The organism is Enterobacter sp. C3_dUdeg (assembly GCF_057536195.1).
This window is the reverse complement of the sequence record NZ_BAAKFX010000002.1, coordinates 416,026-433,600: the sequence shown is the minus strand read 5'-3', so window position 1 is coordinate 433,600 and position 17,575 is coordinate 416,026. Positions and strand designations below refer to the sequence as shown.

At 56.7% G+C, this 17,575-nt stretch carries 15 protein-coding genes; 11 read left to right on the top strand and 4 right to left on the bottom strand.

Translation table 11 applies throughout. From position 1 onward, the window contains the following. The first annotated feature begins 39 nt into the window (after positions 1-39). The 6 genes from mmuP to tauD all read left to right on the top strand — a co-directional run bounded on the left by mmuP (position 40) and on the right by tauD (position 5,950). The gene (gene mmuP, locus AC27FC_RS09690; RefSeq protein ID WP_196354778.1) at positions 40-1,440 is read left to right on the top strand and encodes an S-methylmethionine permease; all 1,401 of its coding nucleotides are present in this window, start codon (positions 40-42) and stop codon (positions 1,438-1,440) included. Beyond that, the gene (gene mmuM / locus AC27FC_RS09685; protein ID WP_196354777.1) at positions 1,427-2,359 is read left to right on the top strand and encodes a homocysteine S-methyltransferase; all 933 of its coding nucleotides are present in this window, start codon (positions 1,427-1,429) and stop codon (positions 2,357-2,359) included. The genes mmuP and mmuM overlap by 14 nt, the downstream gene beginning before the upstream one ends. Before the next feature lie 178 nt (positions 2,360-2,537). After that, positions 2,538-3,500, top strand: coding sequence for a taurine ABC transporter substrate-binding protein (tauA, locus tag AC27FC_RS09680; protein ID WP_126786054.1), 963 nt, complete (start codon positions 2,538-2,540; stop codon positions 3,498-3,500). A gap of 10 nt (positions 3,501-3,510) precedes the next feature. Then, entirely contained in the window at positions 3,511-4,278 is a 768-nt protein-coding gene (tauB, locus tag AC27FC_RS09675; protein WP_023334655.1) for a taurine ABC transporter ATP-binding subunit, read from the top strand. Continuing rightward, positions 4,275-5,102, top strand: a complete 828-nt coding sequence (gene tauC / locus AC27FC_RS09670) for a taurine ABC transporter permease TauC (RefSeq protein WP_010427972.1) — start codon at positions 4,275-4,277, stop codon at positions 5,100-5,102. The genes tauB and tauC overlap by 4 nt, the downstream gene beginning before the upstream one ends. Further along, on the top strand, positions 5,099-5,950 hold the full coding sequence (gene tauD, locus AC27FC_RS09665; RefSeq protein WP_033144732.1) for a taurine dioxygenase: 852 nt from the start codon (positions 5,099-5,101) through the stop codon (positions 5,948-5,950). The genes tauC and tauD overlap by 4 nt, the downstream gene beginning before the upstream one ends. 69 nt (positions 5,951-6,019) lie before the next feature. Here tauD and olsF read toward each other — a convergent pair whose 3' ends face one another. Both olsF and hemB read right to left on the bottom strand, forming a co-directional pair. Further along, on the bottom strand, positions 6,020-7,744 hold the full coding sequence (gene olsF, locus AC27FC_RS09660) for a bifunctional ornithine lipid synthase OlsF (protein WP_033144733.1): 1,725 nt from the start codon (positions 7,742-7,744) through the stop codon (positions 6,020-6,022). Between the two features lie 127 nt (positions 7,745-7,871). After that, positions 7,872-8,846: a porphobilinogen synthase gene (hemB, locus tag AC27FC_RS09655; protein WP_028017695.1), complete on the bottom strand. Its 975-nt coding sequence runs from the start codon at positions 8,844-8,846 to the stop codon at positions 7,872-7,874. 451 nt (positions 8,847-9,297) lie between these two features. Here hemB and AC27FC_RS09650 point away from each other — a divergent pair, with 451 nt between their 5' ends. Next, on the top strand, positions 9,298-12,072 hold the full coding sequence (locus tag AC27FC_RS09650; protein ID WP_112778260.1) for an autotransporter outer membrane beta-barrel domain-containing protein: 2,775 nt from the start codon (positions 9,298-9,300) through the stop codon (positions 12,070-12,072). A 94-nt stretch (positions 12,073-12,166) separates the two neighbouring features. Then, positions 12,167-12,790 carry a helix-turn-helix domain-containing protein gene (locus AC27FC_RS09645; RefSeq protein WP_033144736.1) on the top strand — a complete coding sequence of 208 codons (624 nt, stop codon included), beginning with the start codon at positions 12,167-12,169 and terminating at the stop codon, positions 12,788-12,790. Between the two features lie 2 nt (positions 12,791-12,792). Here AC27FC_RS09645 and ampH read toward each other — a convergent pair whose 3' ends face one another. Continuing rightward, positions 12,793-13,953 carry a D-alanyl-D-alanine-carboxypeptidase/endopeptidase AmpH gene (gene ampH / locus AC27FC_RS09640; RefSeq protein ID WP_023310524.1) on the bottom strand — a complete coding sequence of 387 codons (1,161 nt, stop codon included), beginning with the start codon at positions 13,951-13,953 and terminating at the stop codon, positions 12,793-12,795. Positions 13,954-14,156: 203 nt separating this feature from the next. On the opposite strand from ampH, the gene AC27FC_RS09635 reads away from it, so the two are divergent. The 3 genes from AC27FC_RS09635 to AC27FC_RS09625 all read left to right on the top strand — a co-directional run bounded on the left by AC27FC_RS09635 (position 14,157) and on the right by AC27FC_RS09625 (position 17,138). Further along, a complete protein-coding gene (locus AC27FC_RS09635; protein WP_033144738.1) occupies positions 14,157-14,690 on the top strand; it encodes an isochorismatase family protein in 534 nt (177 codons plus the stop codon). A gap of 115 nt (positions 14,691-14,805) precedes the next feature. Beyond that, positions 14,806-16,026 (top strand): peptide antibiotic transporter SbmA, encoded by a 1,221-nt coding sequence (gene sbmA, locus AC27FC_RS09630; RefSeq protein ID WP_033144739.1) that lies wholly within the window; start codon positions 14,806-14,808, stop codon positions 16,024-16,026. A gap of 14 nt (positions 16,027-16,040) precedes the next feature. Next, positions 16,041-17,138, top strand: coding sequence for a DUF1615 domain-containing protein (locus AC27FC_RS09625; RefSeq protein ID WP_196354776.1), 1,098 nt, complete (start codon positions 16,041-16,043; stop codon positions 17,136-17,138). Here the strand turns inward: AC27FC_RS09625 and AC27FC_RS09620 are convergent. Beyond that, positions 17,135-17,434, bottom strand: a complete 300-nt coding sequence (locus tag AC27FC_RS09620) for a DUF2755 family protein (RefSeq protein WP_008503287.1) — start codon at positions 17,432-17,434, stop codon at positions 17,135-17,137. The two genes, AC27FC_RS09625 and AC27FC_RS09620, sit on opposite strands and share 4 nt — an antisense overlap. Between the last annotated feature and the right edge of the window lie 141 nt (positions 17,435-17,575).

Genomic DNA, 17,575 nt, shown 5'->3' with positions numbered 1-17,575 from the left:
TCTTTGGATGTTTAGATGTCCATACGTATAGAAGGTAATATGCAAACACAACAAGAAAATGGGCAGCTTAAGCGCACCATGAAAACACGCCACCTGATTATGCTCTCGCTGGGTGGCGTGATTGGGACAGGGTTATTCTTCAATACCGGATACATCATTTCAACGACCGGGGCGGCGGGCACGCTGCTGGCGTACCTGATAGGCGCGCTGGTGGTCTGGCTGGTGATGCAGTGTCTGGGCGAGCTTTCCGTGGCGATGCCGGAAACCGGCGCGTTCCACGTCTATGCTGCCCGCTATCTTGGCCCGGCGACAGGCTACACCGTGGCGTGGCTCTACTGGCTCACCTGGACGGTGGCGCTCGGCTCTAGCTTCACCGCCGCCGGGTTTTGCATGCAGTACTGGTTCCCGCAGGTGCCCGTCTGGGCGTGGTGCGTGGTCTTCTGCGTGGTGATTTTTGGCCTGAACGTCATCTCGACGCGCTTCTTTGCGGAAGGCGAATTCTGGTTCTCCCTGGTGAAAGTCATCACCATCATCGCCTTTATTATCCTTGGCGGGGCGGCGGTCTTTGGCTTTATCCCGATGCAGGACGGTTCCCCCGCGCCGGGCTTAAGCAACATTACCGCCGAAGGCTGGTTCCCGCACGGCGGCCTGCCGATCCTGATGACCATGGTGGCGGTGAACTTTGCCTTCTCCGGGACGGAGCTTATCGGCATCGCGGCGGGGGAAACGGAAAATCCGCACAAGGTGATTCCGGTTGCGATCCGCACCACCATCGCGCGCCTGATTATCTTCTTTATCGGCACCGTGTTTGTGCTGGCGGCGCTGATCCCGATGCAGCAGGCGGGCGTGGAAAAGAGCCCGTTCGTGCTGGTGTTTGAAAAGGTTGGTATTCCTTACGCGGCAGACATCGTTAACTTCGTGATCCTGACGGCGATCCTCTCGGCGGCGAACTCGGGCCTGTACGCTTCCGGGCGCATGCTGTGGTCGCTGTCGAATGAGAAAACGCTGCCGCGCTGCTTTGCCCGCGTGAACAAAAACGGCGTGCCGCTGACGGCGCTCTCGGTTTCTATGCTCGGCGGCGTGCTGGCGCTGTTCTCAAGCGTCGTGACCCCGGACACGGTGTTTGTCGCGCTCTCCGCGATTTCTGGCTTTGCGGTGGTGGCGGTGTGGATCAGCATCTGCGCGTCGCACTTCGTTTTCCGTCGCCGTCATCTGCAGTCCGGGCAGCCGCTCTCTGCGCTGCAGTACCGCGCGCCGTGGTATCCGCTGGTGCCGGTGCTCGGTTTTATCCTCTGCGTGGTGGCCTGTGTCGGCCTGTGGTTTGACCCGAGCCAGCGCATTGCCCTTTATTGCGGGCTTCCGTTTGTCGCCCTGTGTTATGGTGCGTACTACCTGACCCGAAATATGACATCGCAGGAGCCTGAACATGTCGCAGAATAACCCGCTTACCGCCATCCTTGAAAAACAGCCGTTTGTGGTGCTGGATGGCGCGATGGCGACGGAGCTGGAAGCGCGCGGCTGTAACCTGGCAGACAGCCTCTGGTCAGCCAAAGTGCTGGTGGAAAACCCGGAACTCATTCGCGAAGTGCATCTCGATTACTACCGCGCGGGGGCACAGGTGGCGATCACCGCCAGCTATCAGGCCACGCCTGCGGGCTTTGCGGCGCGCGGTCTGGACGAGGCGCAGTCCCGCGCGCTGATCGGTAAAAGCGTGGAGCTGGCGCGTAAGGCGCGCGAAGCGTATCTGGCCGAAAACCCGCACGCGGGCACGCTGCTGGTGGCGGGATCCGTTGGGCCGTATGGCGCGTATCTGGCGGATGGCTCAGAGTATCGCGGCGACTACGTGCGCAGCGCCGGGGAGTTTACTGCCTTCCACCGCCCGCGCGTGGAAGCGCTGCTGGATGCGGGCGCTGACCTGCTGGCCTGCGAAACGCTGCCTTCGTTTGTGGAGATCAAGGCGCTGGCGGCGCTTCTGGCCGGGTACCCCCGCGCCCGGGCGTGGTTCTCCTTTACCCTGCGCGACAGCGAACACCTGAGCGACGGCACGCCGCTGCGTGAGGTGGTCAGCGCGCTGGCAAACTCTCCGCAGATTGTCGCGCTGGGCATTAACTGCATCGCCCTGGAAAACACTACGGCGGCGCTGAAGCATCTGCAAAGCCTGACGTCGCTGCCGCTGGTGGTCTATCCGAACTCGGGCGAGCATTATGATGCGGTAACCAAAACCTGGCACCACCACGGTGAAGCGTGCGAGACGCTGGTAGGGTATCTGCCGCAGTGGCTTGAGGCTGGCGCGAAGCTGATTGGCGGATGCTGTCGCACCACGCCGAAAGACATTGCTGAGCTGAACGCGCAGCGCTGATGCCCTCACCCTGACCCTCTCTCACAGAGAGAGGGGAAAAAACGAACCGCACAAAACCAACTATCCTTTCCCGCTTTTTATCTAAAAACGAATCGTTATGAGCGATTCATTTTTATTCCTTTATCAAAATTCCCGCGCCGGAAATACTGCCCTCATAACAACAAGGGGAGCAGACATTATGGCAATTTCATCGCGAATCACACTTCTCGGCGCCCTGGCGCTGTGGGCATTTCAGGCGCAGGCGGTGGACGTCACCGTCGCGTATCAAACCTCTGCGGAACCGGCGAAAGTCGCGCAGGCGGACAACACCTTTGCGAAAGAGAGCGGCGCGAAAGTCGACTGGCGCAAGTTCGACAGCGGGGCGTCCGTTGTGCGTGCGTTAGCCTCCGGCGACGTGCAGATCGGCAATATCGGCTCCAGCCCGCTGGCGGTTGCGGCCAGCCAGCAGGTGCCGATCGAGGTTTTCCTGCTCGCCTCGCAGCTCGGTAACTCTGAAGCGCTGGTGGTGAAGAAAAACATCACCAAACCGGAAGATCTGATCGGCAAACGTATCGCCGTGCCGTTTATCTCCACCACCCACTACAGCCTGCTGGCGGCGCTAAAACACTGGGGCATCAAGCCGGGTCAGGTACAAATCATTAACCTGCAGCCGCCGGCGATTATCGCCGCCTGGCAGCGCGGGGATATTGACGGGGCCTATGTGTGGGCACCGGCAGTAAACGAACTGGAAAAAGACGGCACCGTGCTGACCGACTCTGAAAAAGTGGGCCAGTGGGGCGCACCAACCCTCGACGTGTGGGTCGTGCGCAAGGACTTCGCCGAGAAACATCCTGATGTGGTGAAAGCCTTCGCCAAAAGCGCGATTGACGCCCAGCAGCCGTATATCAGCAACCCGGATGAATGGCTGAAGCAGCCCGCCAACCTGGAAAAACTCTCTCGCCTGAGCGGCGTGCCGGAAGCGGACGTGCCGGGGCTGGTGAAAGGCAATACCTATCTGACCCCCGCGCAGCAGGTGCAGCAGCTGACCGGGCCGGTGAACAAAGCGATTGTGGATACCGCCACCTTCCTGAAAGAGCAGGGCAAAGTGCCTGCGGTAGCGGCGGATTACAGCCAGTACGTGACCGATCGTTTTGTGAAATAAGGAGTACGCCATGCTGAATATTACGAACCTGTACGCCGATTACGGCGGGAAACCCGCGCTGGAGGACATCAACCTGACGCTGGACAGCGGTGAACTGCTGGTGGTGCTGGGCCCGTCCGGGTGCGGAAAAACCACGCTGCTGAATCTGATCGCCGGGTTTGTCCCTTATCAGCATGGCACCATTCAACTGGAAGGCAAAAAGGTGGAAGGCCCGGGCGCCGAGCGCGGCGTGGTCTTCCAGAACGAAGGGTTGCTTCCCTGGCGCAACGTGCAGGAAAACGTGGCGTTTGGGCTACAGCTTGCGGGCATCAACCGCGAACAGCGGCTGGAAACGGCGCGGGCGATGCTGAAAAAAGTGGGGCTGGAAGGGGCGGAAAAACGCTTTATCTGGCAGCTTTCCGGCGGCCAGCGGCAGCGCGTCGGTATTGCCCGCGCGCTGGCCGCGAATCCGCAGCTGTTGCTGCTGGACGAGCCGTTCGGGGCGCTGGATGCCTTCACCCGCGAGCAGATGCAAACCCTGCTGCTGCGCCTGTGGCACGAGACGGGCAAGCAGGTGCTGTTGATTACCCACGATATCGAAGAGGCGGTGTTTATGGCGACGGAGCTGGTGCTGCTCTCGCCGGGGCCGGGCCGCGTGCTGGAGCGCTTGCCGCTGGATTTCGCCCGCCGCTACGTCGCGGGAGAGCCCGTGCGCAGCATCAAATCCGATCCGCTGTTTATCGAACAGCGTGAATACGTCTTAAGCCGCGTGTTTGAACAACGGGAGGCTTTCTCATGAGCATCGTCTTCAGTGAAAAAACGCGCCGCACGCGTCTGGCGCTGCGCTGGCCTTTCTCGCGCCAAATCACGTTGAGCGTCGGTACGCTGCTGGTACTGCTGGCGGTGTGGTGGGCGGTTGCTGCCCAGCAGTGGGTCAGCCCGCTGTTTCTGCCGCCGCCGGGCCAGGTGCTGGCCAAACTCATTACCATCGCCGGGCCGCAGGGCTTTATGGATGCCACGCTGTGGCAGCACTTAGGTGCAAGTCTGGCGCGTATTCTGGTGGCGCTTCTGGCTGCCGTCATCATCGGCATTCCCGTGGGCATTGCGATGGGGCTGAGCCCGACGGTGCGCGGTATTCTCGACCCGCTGATCGAGCTTTACCGCCCGGTGCCGCCGCTGGCCTATCTGCCGCTGATGGTTATCTGGTTTGGCATCGGTGAAACGTCAAAAATCCTGCTGATTTATCTGGCGATTTTCGCCCCGGTTGCCATGTCGGCGCTGGCGGGCGTGAAGAGCGCCCAGCAGGTGCGGATCCGCGCGGCGCAGTCGCTGGGGGCCAGCCGCACGCAGGTGCTGCTGTTCGTGATTTTACCGGGCGCGCTGCCGGAAATTTTAACCGGGCTGCGCATCGGCCTCGGCGTGGGCTGGTCCACGCTGGTGGCGGCAGAGCTGATTGCGGCCACGCGCGGCCTTGGGTTTATGGTGCAGTCGGCGGGAGAGTTTCTTGCGACTGACGTGGTGCTGGCAGGGATTGCGGTGATCGCCGCGATCGCCTTCGGATTAGAACTGGGGCTGCGCGCGTTACAGCGTCGCCTGACGCCCTGGCATGGAGAAATACAATGAGTGAACGTCTGACCATTACCCCGCTGGGGCCGTACATTGGCGCGCAGGTGTCGGGCCTGGATGTGACCCGTCCGCTGAGCGATAACCAGTTCGAGCAGCTGTACCACGCGGTGCTGCGCCATCAGGTCGTTTTCCTGCGCGAACAGGCGATCACCCCGCAGCAGCAGCGCGCGCTGGCCCTGCGCTTTGGCGATCTGCATATCCACCCTGTCTATCCGCATGCGGAGGGGGTGGAGGAGATTATCGTTCTGGATACCCACAACGATAACCCGCCGGACAACGACAACTGGCATACCGACGTGACCTTTATCGAGACGCCGCCCGCCGGGGCGATTCTGGCGGCGAAGCTGCTGCCGGAAACCGGGGGGGATACGCTGTGGACCAGCGGGATTGCGGCGTATGAGGCGCTCTCCGCGCCGTTCCGGACGCTGCTGAGCGGGCTGCGGGCGGAGCACGACTTCAAAAAATCGTTCCAGGAGTACAAGTACCGCAAAACGGAAGAGGAGCATCAGCGCTGGCAGGAGGCGGTTGCGAAACATCCTCCATTGCTGCACCCGGTCGTGCGGACCCATCCGGTCACCGGCAAGCAGGCGCTGTTCGTGAACGAAGGGTTCACGACGCGCATTGTGGATGTGACGGAGAAAGAGAGCGAGGCGCTGTTAAGCTTCCTCTTCGCGCATATCACCAGGCCGGAGTTTCAGGTGCGCTGGCGCTGGCAGGAGAATGACCTGGCGATCTGGGATAACCGCGTGACGCAGCACTATGCCAATGCGGACTATCTTCCGCAGCGCCGGATTATGCAGCGGGCGACGATCCTGGGGGATAAGCCGTTCTACCGTGCGCCTTGATCCCCTCACCCTAACCCTCTCCCCAAAGAGGCGAGGGGACTGCCCGGTGCGGTTTTCACCCTCTCCCTGTTAGGGAGAGGGCTGGGGTGAGGGTATTAAATGCGCCTCTATATACCGCTGATACCGGTTCGCCTTCAGGTAACACAAATCCACCAGCACCAGTCCGTCGACGCAGTCGTTAAATGCCGGGTCGCTGCCAAAATCAATAAACTGCACGCCGCCGGGTTCACACAGCTCGGAATACTGCTTGTAGAGCGGCGGAATGCCGCAGCCCAGATTGCCGAGCAGGGATTTGAGCTTTGTCAGATCGTCCACGTAATCCACGCCGCCAAACTGCGCGAGCACGTCCGGCAGTGATGCGGGATACGGCTGACGTGACGCGGCGAGCGGATGCGTTGCCGGGAACCACAGGCGGTAAAAGGCCACCAGCAGATCCCGCGCGGCAGGCGGTAAGCCGCCGGAAATGGAGACCGGGCCAAACAGGTAGCGGTAGTTCGGATAACGCGCCAGGTAAGCCCCAATGCCGGACCATAAATAGTCCAGGCCGCGGCGTCCCCAGTAGCGGGGCTGAATAAAGCTGCGCCCCAGCTCAATGCCGTGCTCCAGCACGTCCTGCATTTTGTCGTCGTAGTGGAACAGGCTATAGCTATACAACCCTTCCAGACCGCGACGTTCAACCTGTCTGGCGGTCGGCATAAAGCGATACGCGCCGACGATCTCCAGATCCTCATCATCCCACAGGATCAGGTGCAGATAATCATCATCGTAGCAGTCGGTGTCACGGCGTTTGCCGCTCCCTTCCTCGACCGCGCGAAAGGCAATCTCGCGCAGGCGGCCCAGCTCGCGCAGCAGCGGGGCGTCTTCCTGACCGTTGCGTTGCCAAAGATAAATGGTTTTACCGTCGCTGGTATTGCCCAGACATTCGGCCTGCGCCAGCGCGCGTTTAAGGGTGGCCCGGTCTTCCGGACGGGCAATGGCGCACTGGGTTTTAAAGACGCCAGGCAATCCCTTGCCAAGACGCATCACGTGCTGACGGCACTGTTCGGCCATCTCACGCGACGAAAGGGTGGCGCTGTGCCAGTGATGCCAGGCAATCTGCTGGCCGATTTTAATCGGCAGCTGGCTGTGGCGGCGGCGGAACATCTGCTGCATCAGCAACAGCATCGACAGCGTCGGGGAGACCAGCGTGCTGGCATAGAAGAGCAGGCTGTTATGCGCCTGAATATGCACAGGCAGCAGCGGGGCGCGCAGCTTGCTGGCGAGTTTGATAAAGCCAGAGTGCCACTTTTTGTCGCGAATGCCTTTGCGCGTGGGGCGGGAAACTTCCCCGGCCGGGAAGAAGATCAGCACGCCCGCGTTTTGCAGATGCTGTTCCATCTGCACCAGGGACGATTTCGCCGTCCTGCCGCCCATGTTATCCACCGGAATAAACAGCGAGCTGAGGGGCTCAAGGTGGGTCAGCATCCGGTTGGTCACGACTTTAACGTCGCGTCGCACGCGGGAGACGGCGTACATCAGCGCCAGGCCGTCCAGCGTGCCCGTCGGGTGGTTAGCAATAATGACCAGCGGGCCATGTTCGGGGATTTGTTCAAGATCGCGGGCGGAAACGGTGCAAAGAATATCAAGGTGTTCCAGAACTTGCTCCACCATATCCAGTCCTTTCAGGTGGCGGTGTGCTGCGGCAAATTGCTGAAATTCGTCTTCGTAAAACAGTCTTTTTAACAGACTTTTTTGCCAGGGTGCAGGCCTCGCCTGAGGCCAAAGATCGTCGAGAACGCTATCGAGGCTAAACATGGTTACTCCTCCTGCCGTCTTGCGAAGACAGTAGAAGGCGCAGATGTCGGTTGTATTGCAGTTTGGTGAAGATTAGCGCAGAGAGCAGGCCGGGTAAGGTGAAGCCGCTACCCGGCGCTAGAGCGGATTAACGCAGGATTTTCTTCTCGGCCAGATCCAGCGCGAAGTAGCTGAAGATCAGATCCGCGCCTGCGCGTTTGATGGCGCCGAGGCTTTCGAGGACCACTTTCTCTTCGTCAATCGCACCGGCCAGCGCGGCGAATTTGATCATCGCGTACTCGCCGCTGACCTGGTAAGCGCCCAATGGCAGCTCGGTGCGCTCGCGGATGTCGCGCAGGATATCGAGATACGCGCCCGCTGGTTTCACCATCAGGCAGTCTGCGCCCTGGGCTTCGTCGAGCAGGGATTCGCGAATCGCTTCCCGACGGTTCAGCGGGTTCATCTGATAGGTTTTACGATCGCCCTTCAGCGCCGTGCCCGCAGCTTCGCGGAACGGGCCGTAGAAGGAGGAGGCAAATTTGGTGGAGTAAGACATGATGGCGGTGTCGGTAAAGCCCGCCGCGTCCAGCGCCTGACGGATCGCCTGAACCTGTCCGTCCATTGCGGCAGAGGGCGCGATGAAGTCCGCACCTGCAGCGGCAGCCACGACCGCCTGTTTGCCGAGGTTCAGCAGGGTGGCATCGTTGTCCACGCCGTGATCGCACAGCACGCCGCAGTGGCCGTGAGAGGTATATTCGCAGAAGCAGGTGTCTGACATAACCACCATTTCCGGCACGGTCTCTTTGCAGATGCGCGACATGCGCGCGACGAGGCCATCTTCTTTCCACGCGTCGCTGCCGGTGGCATCGGTATGGTGAGAGATGCCGAAGGTCATCACCGAGCGGATCCCCGCGTTGGCGATGCGTTCAATCTCACGCGCCAGATATTTCTCCGGAATGCGCATTACGCCCGGCATGGCTTCGATGGCTTTGTAGTCATCGATCTCTTCTTCGACAAAAATCGGCAACACCAGATCGTTTAAGGTCAGGGTTGTCTCTTCAAACATAGCGCGCAGTGCAGGTGACTTGCGCAGGCGGCGGGGACGTGCAATTAAATCGGTCATGGTATGCCTGATGTTTGTGGAACAAAGAAGGCTAGTGTACCTCAAAGTGAAGACAGGTGTTTTGGTAAAAATGGGCATTTTATTTTTGTAAAATGTGATGGGTTTGACTTTCTGGCATCAATATATAATGCAGGGCAGTATAACGCCGAAATGGAGATGAGTTATTCATATTGTTTTTATATTAAATAGAAAACATCATTGAAAATGATTCATTATATATTTTTATATGTGTCTTATTGTTGTGTCTGTATTTTAATGCTTTGTTTTTATAATATTTATCTGTAGTGGCAGATGCTTTCTCGGTTTTGATGTGTTATTAGTCTGGATACGGACTTAATGGAAACATTCATTGAACCTTTTCGAAATGAAAATGCATAATTCCCTCCGCAATTAAACATTGCAAAATCATTGATGGACAAACTTGCTTACGTCCCTGAGGAGGGATGACCCAATGCAAACATGGAAAAAGAAACTCGTTGTATCTCAACTTGCATTAGCCTGCACCCTGGCTATCGCTTCTCAGGCAAATGCGAAGGATATTTCCGGTACGACATATAATACATTCGGATACGATAATACCGCTTCCACCCCCTGGTATTATGGCTATGCCGACTGGGATTACTCAGGCGCTACCCATGACGGTGATATTTATCCGGTGATTAATAAAAGCACCGTGAATGGTGTTATTTCAACATACTATCTGGATGATGGCATCAATGGTCGGGCGAATGCGTTAAGCATTTCCAACAGCACCATTAATGGCATGATTACCTCTAAGTGTATGACCTCCTCGTGTGCTGAAGGCCTGGATACCGATGGCACCAACCATTCTCAATACGATCGTTTTAGCCTGACCGTAGATAATTCCACCATTAACGATACCTATGAGCATTATGCGTATGATGTCGTGAATGGGGAAAATACGGAAAGACACTATCTGGACACGTATAATCTGGGTAATGCGATCACCCTGGATGTAGAGTCCGATATTGTTATCCAGAATAATTCCCACATTGCCGGTATTACCCTGACGCAGGGTTATCAGGAGTCGGATAACACTCCTTACGACGGTGTTGAAGGCGTAGCCAACAGCAGCAAAGTATTTACCGACACGCTGGTGGTGAAAGACTCCGTTCTGACCTCAGGCGCGTACCGCGATCTGGGGACCAGCGGGTTCTACGGTCAAACCGCGAAGCCGAGCGACTACGGTGAAACGAATGCCACGGCAGCAGATGATGCGGCGCTGATCGTTGCCGCTAGCGCGTCTGATAACGCGATGCAGACCACTGCCACGTTCGATCATTCCACCGTTACTGGCGATATTCTGTTCTCCAGCACCTTCGACAACAACTTCTATCCGAACGGCGATCCGGCAACGGATACGACTGCAGACGGTGTCTATAACCCAACCACCAACGGCTGGGATGGCACCGATAAGCTGGATGTCACCCTGACCAACGGCAGCAAATGGGTCGGTGCAGCACAGTCCAGCGTCGAGGCTATTGGCCCAGCGCAGATGTATGGCCTGGGCTACAGCAACGTAGACTGGAGTAGCTTATCCCCTAACAGCATTTGGCCGGATTCCATTTATGACAGCAACGGACACGTTGCGGGTGAAGCGGTGTATCAGAGCGGGCTGTTTAACATCGCGCTGGATAATGGCTCTGAGTGGGATACCCGCAAGCTTTCTAATATCGACACGCTGACGGTAAACAACCAGTCTCAGGTTAACGTTGAAGACTCTGGTCTGCTGGCGGACTCCATCACCCTGACCAATGCTTCATCAATGAATATTGGAGACAGCGGTGCTGTGGCGACCGACCATCTGTATCTGGACAGCTATAGCCGTGCGGCACTGACGGAAGAAACGGCCCAACTGTATGCCAACACCATCACCGTGGATAACGGTGCTGAGCTGGCGCTGGGGCTGGGTCAGGTTGATACGCATAATATGGAACTGACCGATGGCGGGGTGCTGAACGTTGCCAGTCGTGATTACGTCCTGAACAGCGATCTGAACAACGCACGCTATATCACTAACGATAAGTACAATGCCGATTACGACTATGGTGTTGTGGCGATTAACTCAGATGGCCATCTGTCAGTAAACGGTGATGTTGCAGGTAACTACCAGGTGCGCATCGACGATGCGACCGGTGCCGGTTCCGTTGCCGATTACAAAAACAAAGAGATTATTCGCGTCTATGACAATAACGCGGATACCACAGCCAGCTTTACTGCCGCAAACAAAGCCGATTTAGGTGCTTACACCTATCAGGCGCAGCAGCAGGGTGACGCCGTTGTCCTTCAGCAGAAAGAGCTGACTGACTCTGCCAACATGGCGCTGAGCATCCCATCTGCCAATACCAATATCTGGAATCTGCAGCAGGATACCGTCGGCACGCGTCTGACCAACAGCCGTCACGGCCTGACGGATAACGGCGGGGCGTGGGTGAGCTACTTCGGTGGCAACTTCGACGGTGACAATAGCGTTATCAGCTACGATCAGGACGTGAGTGGTATTATGGTGGGTCTGGACACCCAGATTGACGGTAATAACGCGAAGTGGATCGTCGGTGGTGCGGCAGGTTTCGCGAAGGGTGATATCAGCGATCGTACCGGTCAGGTCGATCAGGATAGCCAGACAGCGATGATCTATGCGTCAGCGAAGTTCATGAACGATCTGTTCCTCGACAGCTCCCTGAGCTACACCCGCTTCAACAGCGATCTCTCTGCCAACATGAGCAACGGTGAGTACGTTGACGGCAATACCACGAATGATGCTGTTGGTTTTGGGCTGAAGCTGGGCTATGACTGGAAGCCAAACCTCTCTGGCTACGTTACGCCATATGCAGCCGTCTCTGGCCTGTTCCAGTCTGGCGATGATTATCGTCTGAGCAATGACATGCGCGTAGATGGACAATCATACGATAGCCTGCGTTATGAACTCGGTGTTGATACGGGTTACACCTTCAACTACGGCGGCGAACAGGCTCTGACGCCTTACTTCAAACTGGCCTACGTCTATGACGATGCTGATAACAATGCCGATATTAACGGTGACAGCATTGATAACGGCGTGAAAGGCTCCGCTGTGCGGGTAGGGCTGGGCACCCAGTTTAGCTTCACGAAGAACTTCAGTGCGTACACCGATGCCACTTATCTGGGCGGCGGCGACGTTGATCAGAACTGGGGCGCAAATCTGGGCGTGAAATATACCTGGTAATGAATAAAAGCGGGGGAGTGGTTATCTCCCCCGCTTTTTATAGAAGCAATAAAAATAATATTGGACCGAAAAATACGGATGACTTGAGGTCTGCATGAACGTTAATGCGAAACCGCTTTCTGAATTACGCCGGCTCGAACAGTATTTAACAGCGGCCAGCACCCCTTTTACATGTGCGCCCCAGCAATTAATTACGTCAGGGGAATGGAATGAGCCTTGTACGATCGTATTACAAACCGGCGTTATTGAGGTTTATCGAACTTCTGATGAATTGCTGGTGGGGATTGCGACTGCCCCTTTTATATTCGGGCTGTCTACGGTGGTGATTAATCACTCTCACGAATACAGGGTGATTGCTAAAACGGCCTGTACCGGTTTTTATTTGCCCACGGAAACCACCCGTCAACTCATCCAGCAGTATTCACTCTGGAAAGAGGCCTTCTGCTGGTTATCCTGGATAACTTACATTCTCGAGAAACGCGATAAGCAGCTGGTGGGAAATAACTCCTATCACCAGATCCGCTCGATGCTGCTGAATATGGCGGAATGGGATGAAACGCTGCGTTCAAAAATCGGTGTGATGAATCATATTCAACAGAGCACACGAATTTCACGCTCCGTTGTTGCCGAGGTGCTTGCCGCCCTGAGGCAGGGAAACTATATCAACATGAGCCGGGGCAAGCTGGTCAGCATCAACCGCTTGCCCACGGAATATTAAAATTAGTTAGACGCGGTGAGAACCTGGGCTTTATTGGCGCTCAGTTCAGCCACTAAGTTATTAATCCCGTCACTCATATTGACGAAACGCGTATGCGGGGAGCGGGTGACCACCACAAATGCGCCCACGTTTGACTGCGGGATCATGGCCATATAGGTGATGAATCCACCGCCGCCGCCGGTTTTCTGAATAATACCCGGACGGCCATTTTTCGGTGCCATATAGACCCAGCCCATACCGAGCGCGTCGGCTTTACCCGGCACGTCCATCCCGATGACGCGTTGCAGCTGAGTGCGCTGATAAATCAGGGTCTGCATGCGATCGGCCTGGCTGCTGCGTGCGTAGAAATCTGAGGAAAGGAACTGCTGCATCCAGCGCATCATGTCGCCAGGCGTGGAATAGACCCCGCCGCTGCCCACGGCCGCGAGCGTATTATTACAGGGGCTAGCACCTTTCTCAGCCACCATCAGGCGACGACACTGATCCGGAGACGGGGTAAAGGTGGTGTCTTTCATACCCAGCGGACGGGTTATCTGCTCTTCAAAAAGCTGCGTGTAGGGTTTGCCAGCCGCCGTTGAAAGGGCGTCCGCCAGTAGGTCAAAGGCCAGGTTTGAATAAGAGGCCTGCGAACCCGGCGCCGCCTTCAGCGTGGCGGTACTCAGGTAGCTCCAGCGCTGGTCGCGCGTTGGCCAGACAAATACGTCACGGTGCGCCGCCCCGCCTGGCTGCTCACGCGGCAGGGCGCTGGTGTGGGTGGCAAGGTTCACAAGCCGAATCGGCGTACCCTGATAGGTTGGAACCCGGGCGCCTGGAGGCGCGTATTTGCTGAGCGGGTCGTCGAGTTTTACCACGCCCTGATCGAGCAATTTCACCAGCATTTCGCTGGTCATCAGCTTGGTTAAGGACGCGATGCGGATAACGGAATCCAGCTGCGGGTGAACGTTATTTCCTGGGCGCGTCTCGCCAAAGCTGCGGAATACACGCTGGTTGCCGTCGATGACGACCATCGCCATCCCGGTCGCGCCGCTGCCGTAATAGATAAGGTTCGCGTAGCGATCGGCAATATCTGAAGCTAAAACGGGCGCCGTCAGCGGTTGGGCTGCCTGGGCGGTAGAAAAGCTCACCGCACACAGCGCGGCAAAAGAGAGCAGACAACGTTTCAACGAAAAGCATCCATGAAGTGAATGAAGAAAGTAATGGGTATTTATACTACTAATCGGTACCGCGCAATGCCCGAATTGCATAACGATAGCGAGAAAAACGTAACCATGGGTAAATATGAACAATTTACTTACGAGCCATCTCCCATTTTGTGACATCGGGCTTATGATAGGCACCAGTGTCACTCAATCTTACGGAGAACGGTATGTCTGAGAAGCGTGTGGTTATGGTTGTCGATATGCAGAACGGGGTATTTGAAACCCCTCGTCATCAGCGCGAAAAATGTGTCTCTCTGATCAACCAGCTTACGCAGGCAGCCGACAAGGTCATTTTTATTCAGCATACCGAGGCAGGGGGCCTGGAAGAGGGAAGTGAAGGGTTTGCGCTACTGCCTGAACTCCATCAGCCAGCTGACGCGCTGTATGTGACCAAAACCGCCTGTGATGCCTTCTATAACACCGTGCTTGAGGCGCTGCTGCGTGAGCAGGGCATTCGCGAGTTTGTCATCTGCGGCTGCGCCACCGATTACTGCGTCGATGCGACGATCAAGAACGGCGTCAGCCGGGGTTATCACATCACCGTGGCGGAAGATGCCCATACTACCGCCAATCGCCCGGCGGCAGATGCGCGGATCCTGATTAACCACCACAACGACGTCTGGCGTAACTTCATCGCGCCGGCGAATCCTCTCGCGGTGAAACGCACCGAAACAATTCTCGAAAACTGGAAAGCGAACTAATAATCAACCCTCGGGTCTGACCTTTTTGCCTGAGTCGGGAGGCTGGCTCGGGCAGGTTTTTCGTGTGGTAACGTGTTGTGCACAGCAACAGCCATAACAACAAGAAGGAAGCATTATGTTTAAGTCTTTTTTCCCAAAGCCGGGGCCTTTTTTCCTGTCGGCATTTATTTGGGCACTCATCGCTGTCATTTTCTGGCAGGCGGGCGGCGGCGCATGGCTGACGCGCATCACGGGAGCAACGGGCGAGGTGCCGATTAGCGCGGCGCGCTTCTGGTCGCTGAGCTATCTGCTGTTTTACGCCTATTACACGGTATGCGTGGGGCTGTTTGCGCTGTTCTGGTTTATGTATTCTCCGCACCGCTGGCAGTACTGGTCTATCCTCGGCACATCGCTAATTATCTTTGTCACCTGGTTCCTCGTGGAGGTGGGCGTGGCGGTTAACGCCTGGTATGCGCCGTTCTACGATCTGATCCAGACCGCGCTGAGCTCGCCGCATAAGGTGACCATCAACCAGTTCTATCATGAAGTCGGCGTCTTCCTCGGTATCGCCCTTATTGCGGTGATTATCGGCGTGATGAACAACTTCTTCGTCAGCCACTACGTTTTCCGCTGGCGTACCGCGATGAACGAACATTATATGGCGCACTGGCAGCACCTGCGCCATATCGAAGGTGCCGCACAGCGTGTGCAGGAAGACACCATGCGTTTTGCCTCCACCCTTGAAGACATGGGCGTCAGCTTTATCAACGCCATCATGACGCTAATCGCCTTCCTGCCGGTGCTGGTGACGCTCTCGGCGCACGTGCCGGATCTGCCGATTGTCGGCCATATTCCTTATGGTCTGGTGATTGCCGCGATCGTCTGGTCGCTGATGGGCACGGGCCTGCTGGCGGTGGTGGGGATCAAACTGCCGGGCCTGGAGTTTAAAAATCAACGCGTGGAAGCCGCTTACCGTAAAGAACTGGTTTACGGCGAAGATGACGCCAACCGCGCCTCGCCGCCAACCGTCCGCGAGCTGTTTGGCGCCGTGCGTCGTAACTACTTCCGACTCTACTTCCACTATATGTATTTCAACATTGCCCGTATTTTGTATCTACAGGTGGATAACGTTTTCGGTTTGTTCCTGCTGTTCCCGTCGATTGTTGCGGGTACGATTACGCTCGGTCTGATGACGCAGATCACCAACGTTTTCGGTCAGGTTCGCGGGTCGTTCCAGTACCTGATCAGCTCCTGGACCACCCTGGTAGAACTGATGTCCATCTACAAACGTCTGCGCAGTTTTGAACGTGAGCTGGACGATCGTGACCTGCAGGAAGTCACTAACACATTTAGCTAATACAGGAAGTTGCTATGTCTTTTGTCGTACCGCGCGCGTTACCGTTGTCCTTGCTGGCCGCTCTTGTGCTGGCAGGCTGTGCCGAAAAAGGGGCCGCTCCGCTCAAAAAGGGGGAGAAGCCCGTCGATGTGGCGAGCGTTGTGCGGCAGAAAATGCCCGCCAGCGTGAAGGATCGCAACGCGTGGGCAGATGCGCTGGCAAAAACCTTTGAAAGCCAAAAGATCGCGCCGACCGAGGAGAATATCTGCTCGGTGCTGGCGGTGGCGCAGCAGGAGTCGATGTATCAGTCAGACCCGGTGGTGCCGGGCCTGAACAAAATTGCCTGGAAAGAGATCGACCGCCGCGCGGAGTCCATGCATATCCCGGTTTTCCTCGTGCATACCGCGCTTAAAATCACCTCGCCGAACGGCAAAAGCTACAGCGAACGGCTGGACGCGGTGAAAACCGAAAAACAGCTCAGCGCCATCTTTGATGATTTCATCAGTATGGTCCCGATGGGGCAGAAGCTGTTTGGCTCACTGAACCCGGTACATACCGGTGGCCCGATGCAGGTGAGCATTGCGTTCGCGGAGAAGCATACCGACGGCTACCCGTGGAAAATCGACGGTACGGTACGTCAGGAGGTCTTCTCCCTGCGCGGTGGGCTGTGGTTTGGCACGTATCATCTGCTGAACTATCCGGCGAACTACAATGAGCCGCTGTACCGCTTTGCCGACTTTAACGCGGGCTGGTACGCCAGCCGTAACGCGGCATTCCAGAGTGCGGTCAGCCGCGCAAGCGGCGTCAAGCTCGCACTGGACGGCGATCTCATCGCTTATGGCAGCAGCGAGGCGGGAAGCACCGAGCTGGCAGTACGGAAATTATCCACCACGCTTGGCTTGAGCAATAGTGACATTCGTCATCAGCTTGAGAAAGGCGATAGCATGGCATTTGAGAAAACGGATCTGTACAACAAGGTGTTTGCGCTTGCAGAGAAGAAGAGTGGGAAAGCGTTACCGAGGGCTATCCTGCCGGGGATCCTGCTGGAAAGCCCGAAGATCACGCGTAACCTGACCACCGCATGGTTCGCAAAACGCGTGGACGATCGTCGGGCGCGCTGTATGGGGCTTTAACGGCGACGGCGAAAGCGCAAAACTAACGCTACAACGCCCAGAATCATACATCCCGCGAGGAAGGGGATCAGGCCGAACAGGGTGCTGACGCCAAAGCCAATCTCAACTCGCGGGCGTCCGTTATCCTGCACCTGCATCAGGTGTTCATAAACGCCAGGCGCATGGACCAGCATATTGAGCAGCTGGGAACCGGCCCAGAAGCAGAACAGGACAAACAGGGCATAAGCGATATTACCCGCCGTGGAGGTTTTTGGTTTGCCGCCAAAAATCGGTTTCGACAATGTAAAGTCAGCCATGTTGACCTCCCGTGGTATCACTCTGTTTTAATACGCGTCTTACGGGGTGAGTTTGACAGGTCATCGCATTTGTCAATATCAGAATCGTGGTAATTTACGCGCCGGAATCCTCCTGGATTGCCGATTTCTGCAGCACATCAC

Bases quoted from the DNA above. Each gene is read 5' to 3' on its own strand.
- AC27FC_RS09625 (WP_196354776.1), top strand. From the start codon at position 16,041: ATGTCTTTTGTCGTACCGCGCGCGTTACCGTTGTCCTTGCTGGCCGCT.
- tauA (WP_126786054.1), top strand. From the start codon at position 2,538: ATGGCAATTTCATCGCGAATCACACTTCTCGGCGCCCTGGCGCTGTGG.
- olsF (WP_033144733.1), bottom strand. From the start codon at position 7,744: ATGTTTAGCCTCGATAGCGTTCTCGACGATCTTTGGCCTCAGGCGAGG.
- mmuP (WP_196354778.1), top strand. From the start codon at position 40: ATGCAAACACAACAAGAAAATGGGCAGCTTAAGCGCACCATGAAAACA.
- tauD (WP_033144732.1), top strand. From the start codon at position 5,099: ATGAGTGAACGTCTGACCATTACCCCGCTGGGGCCGTACATTGGCGCG.
- AC27FC_RS09620 (WP_008503287.1), bottom strand. From the start codon at position 17,434: ATGGCTGACTTTACATTGTCGAAACCGATTTTTGGCGGCAAACCAAAA.
- AC27FC_RS09635 (WP_033144738.1), top strand. From the start codon at position 14,157: ATGTCTGAGAAGCGTGTGGTTATGGTTGTCGATATGCAGAACGGGGTA.
- mmuM (WP_196354777.1), top strand. From the start codon at position 1,427: ATGTCGCAGAATAACCCGCTTACCGCCATCCTTGAAAAACAGCCGTTT.
- hemB (WP_028017695.1), bottom strand. From the start codon at position 8,846: ATGACCGATTTAATTGCACGTCCCCGCCGCCTGCGCAAGTCACCTGCA.
- sbmA (WP_033144739.1), top strand. From the start codon at position 14,806: ATGTTTAAGTCTTTTTTCCCAAAGCCGGGGCCTTTTTTCCTGTCGGCA.
- AC27FC_RS09650 (WP_112778260.1), top strand. From the start codon at position 9,298: ATGCAAACATGGAAAAAGAAACTCGTTGTATCTCAACTTGCATTAGCC.
- tauB (WP_023334655.1), top strand. From the start codon at position 3,511: ATGCTGAATATTACGAACCTGTACGCCGATTACGGCGGGAAACCCGCG.
- tauC (WP_010427972.1), top strand. From the start codon at position 4,275: ATGAGCATCGTCTTCAGTGAAAAAACGCGCCGCACGCGTCTGGCGCTG.
- AC27FC_RS09645 (WP_033144736.1), top strand. From the start codon at position 12,167: ATGAACGTTAATGCGAAACCGCTTTCTGAATTACGCCGGCTCGAACAG.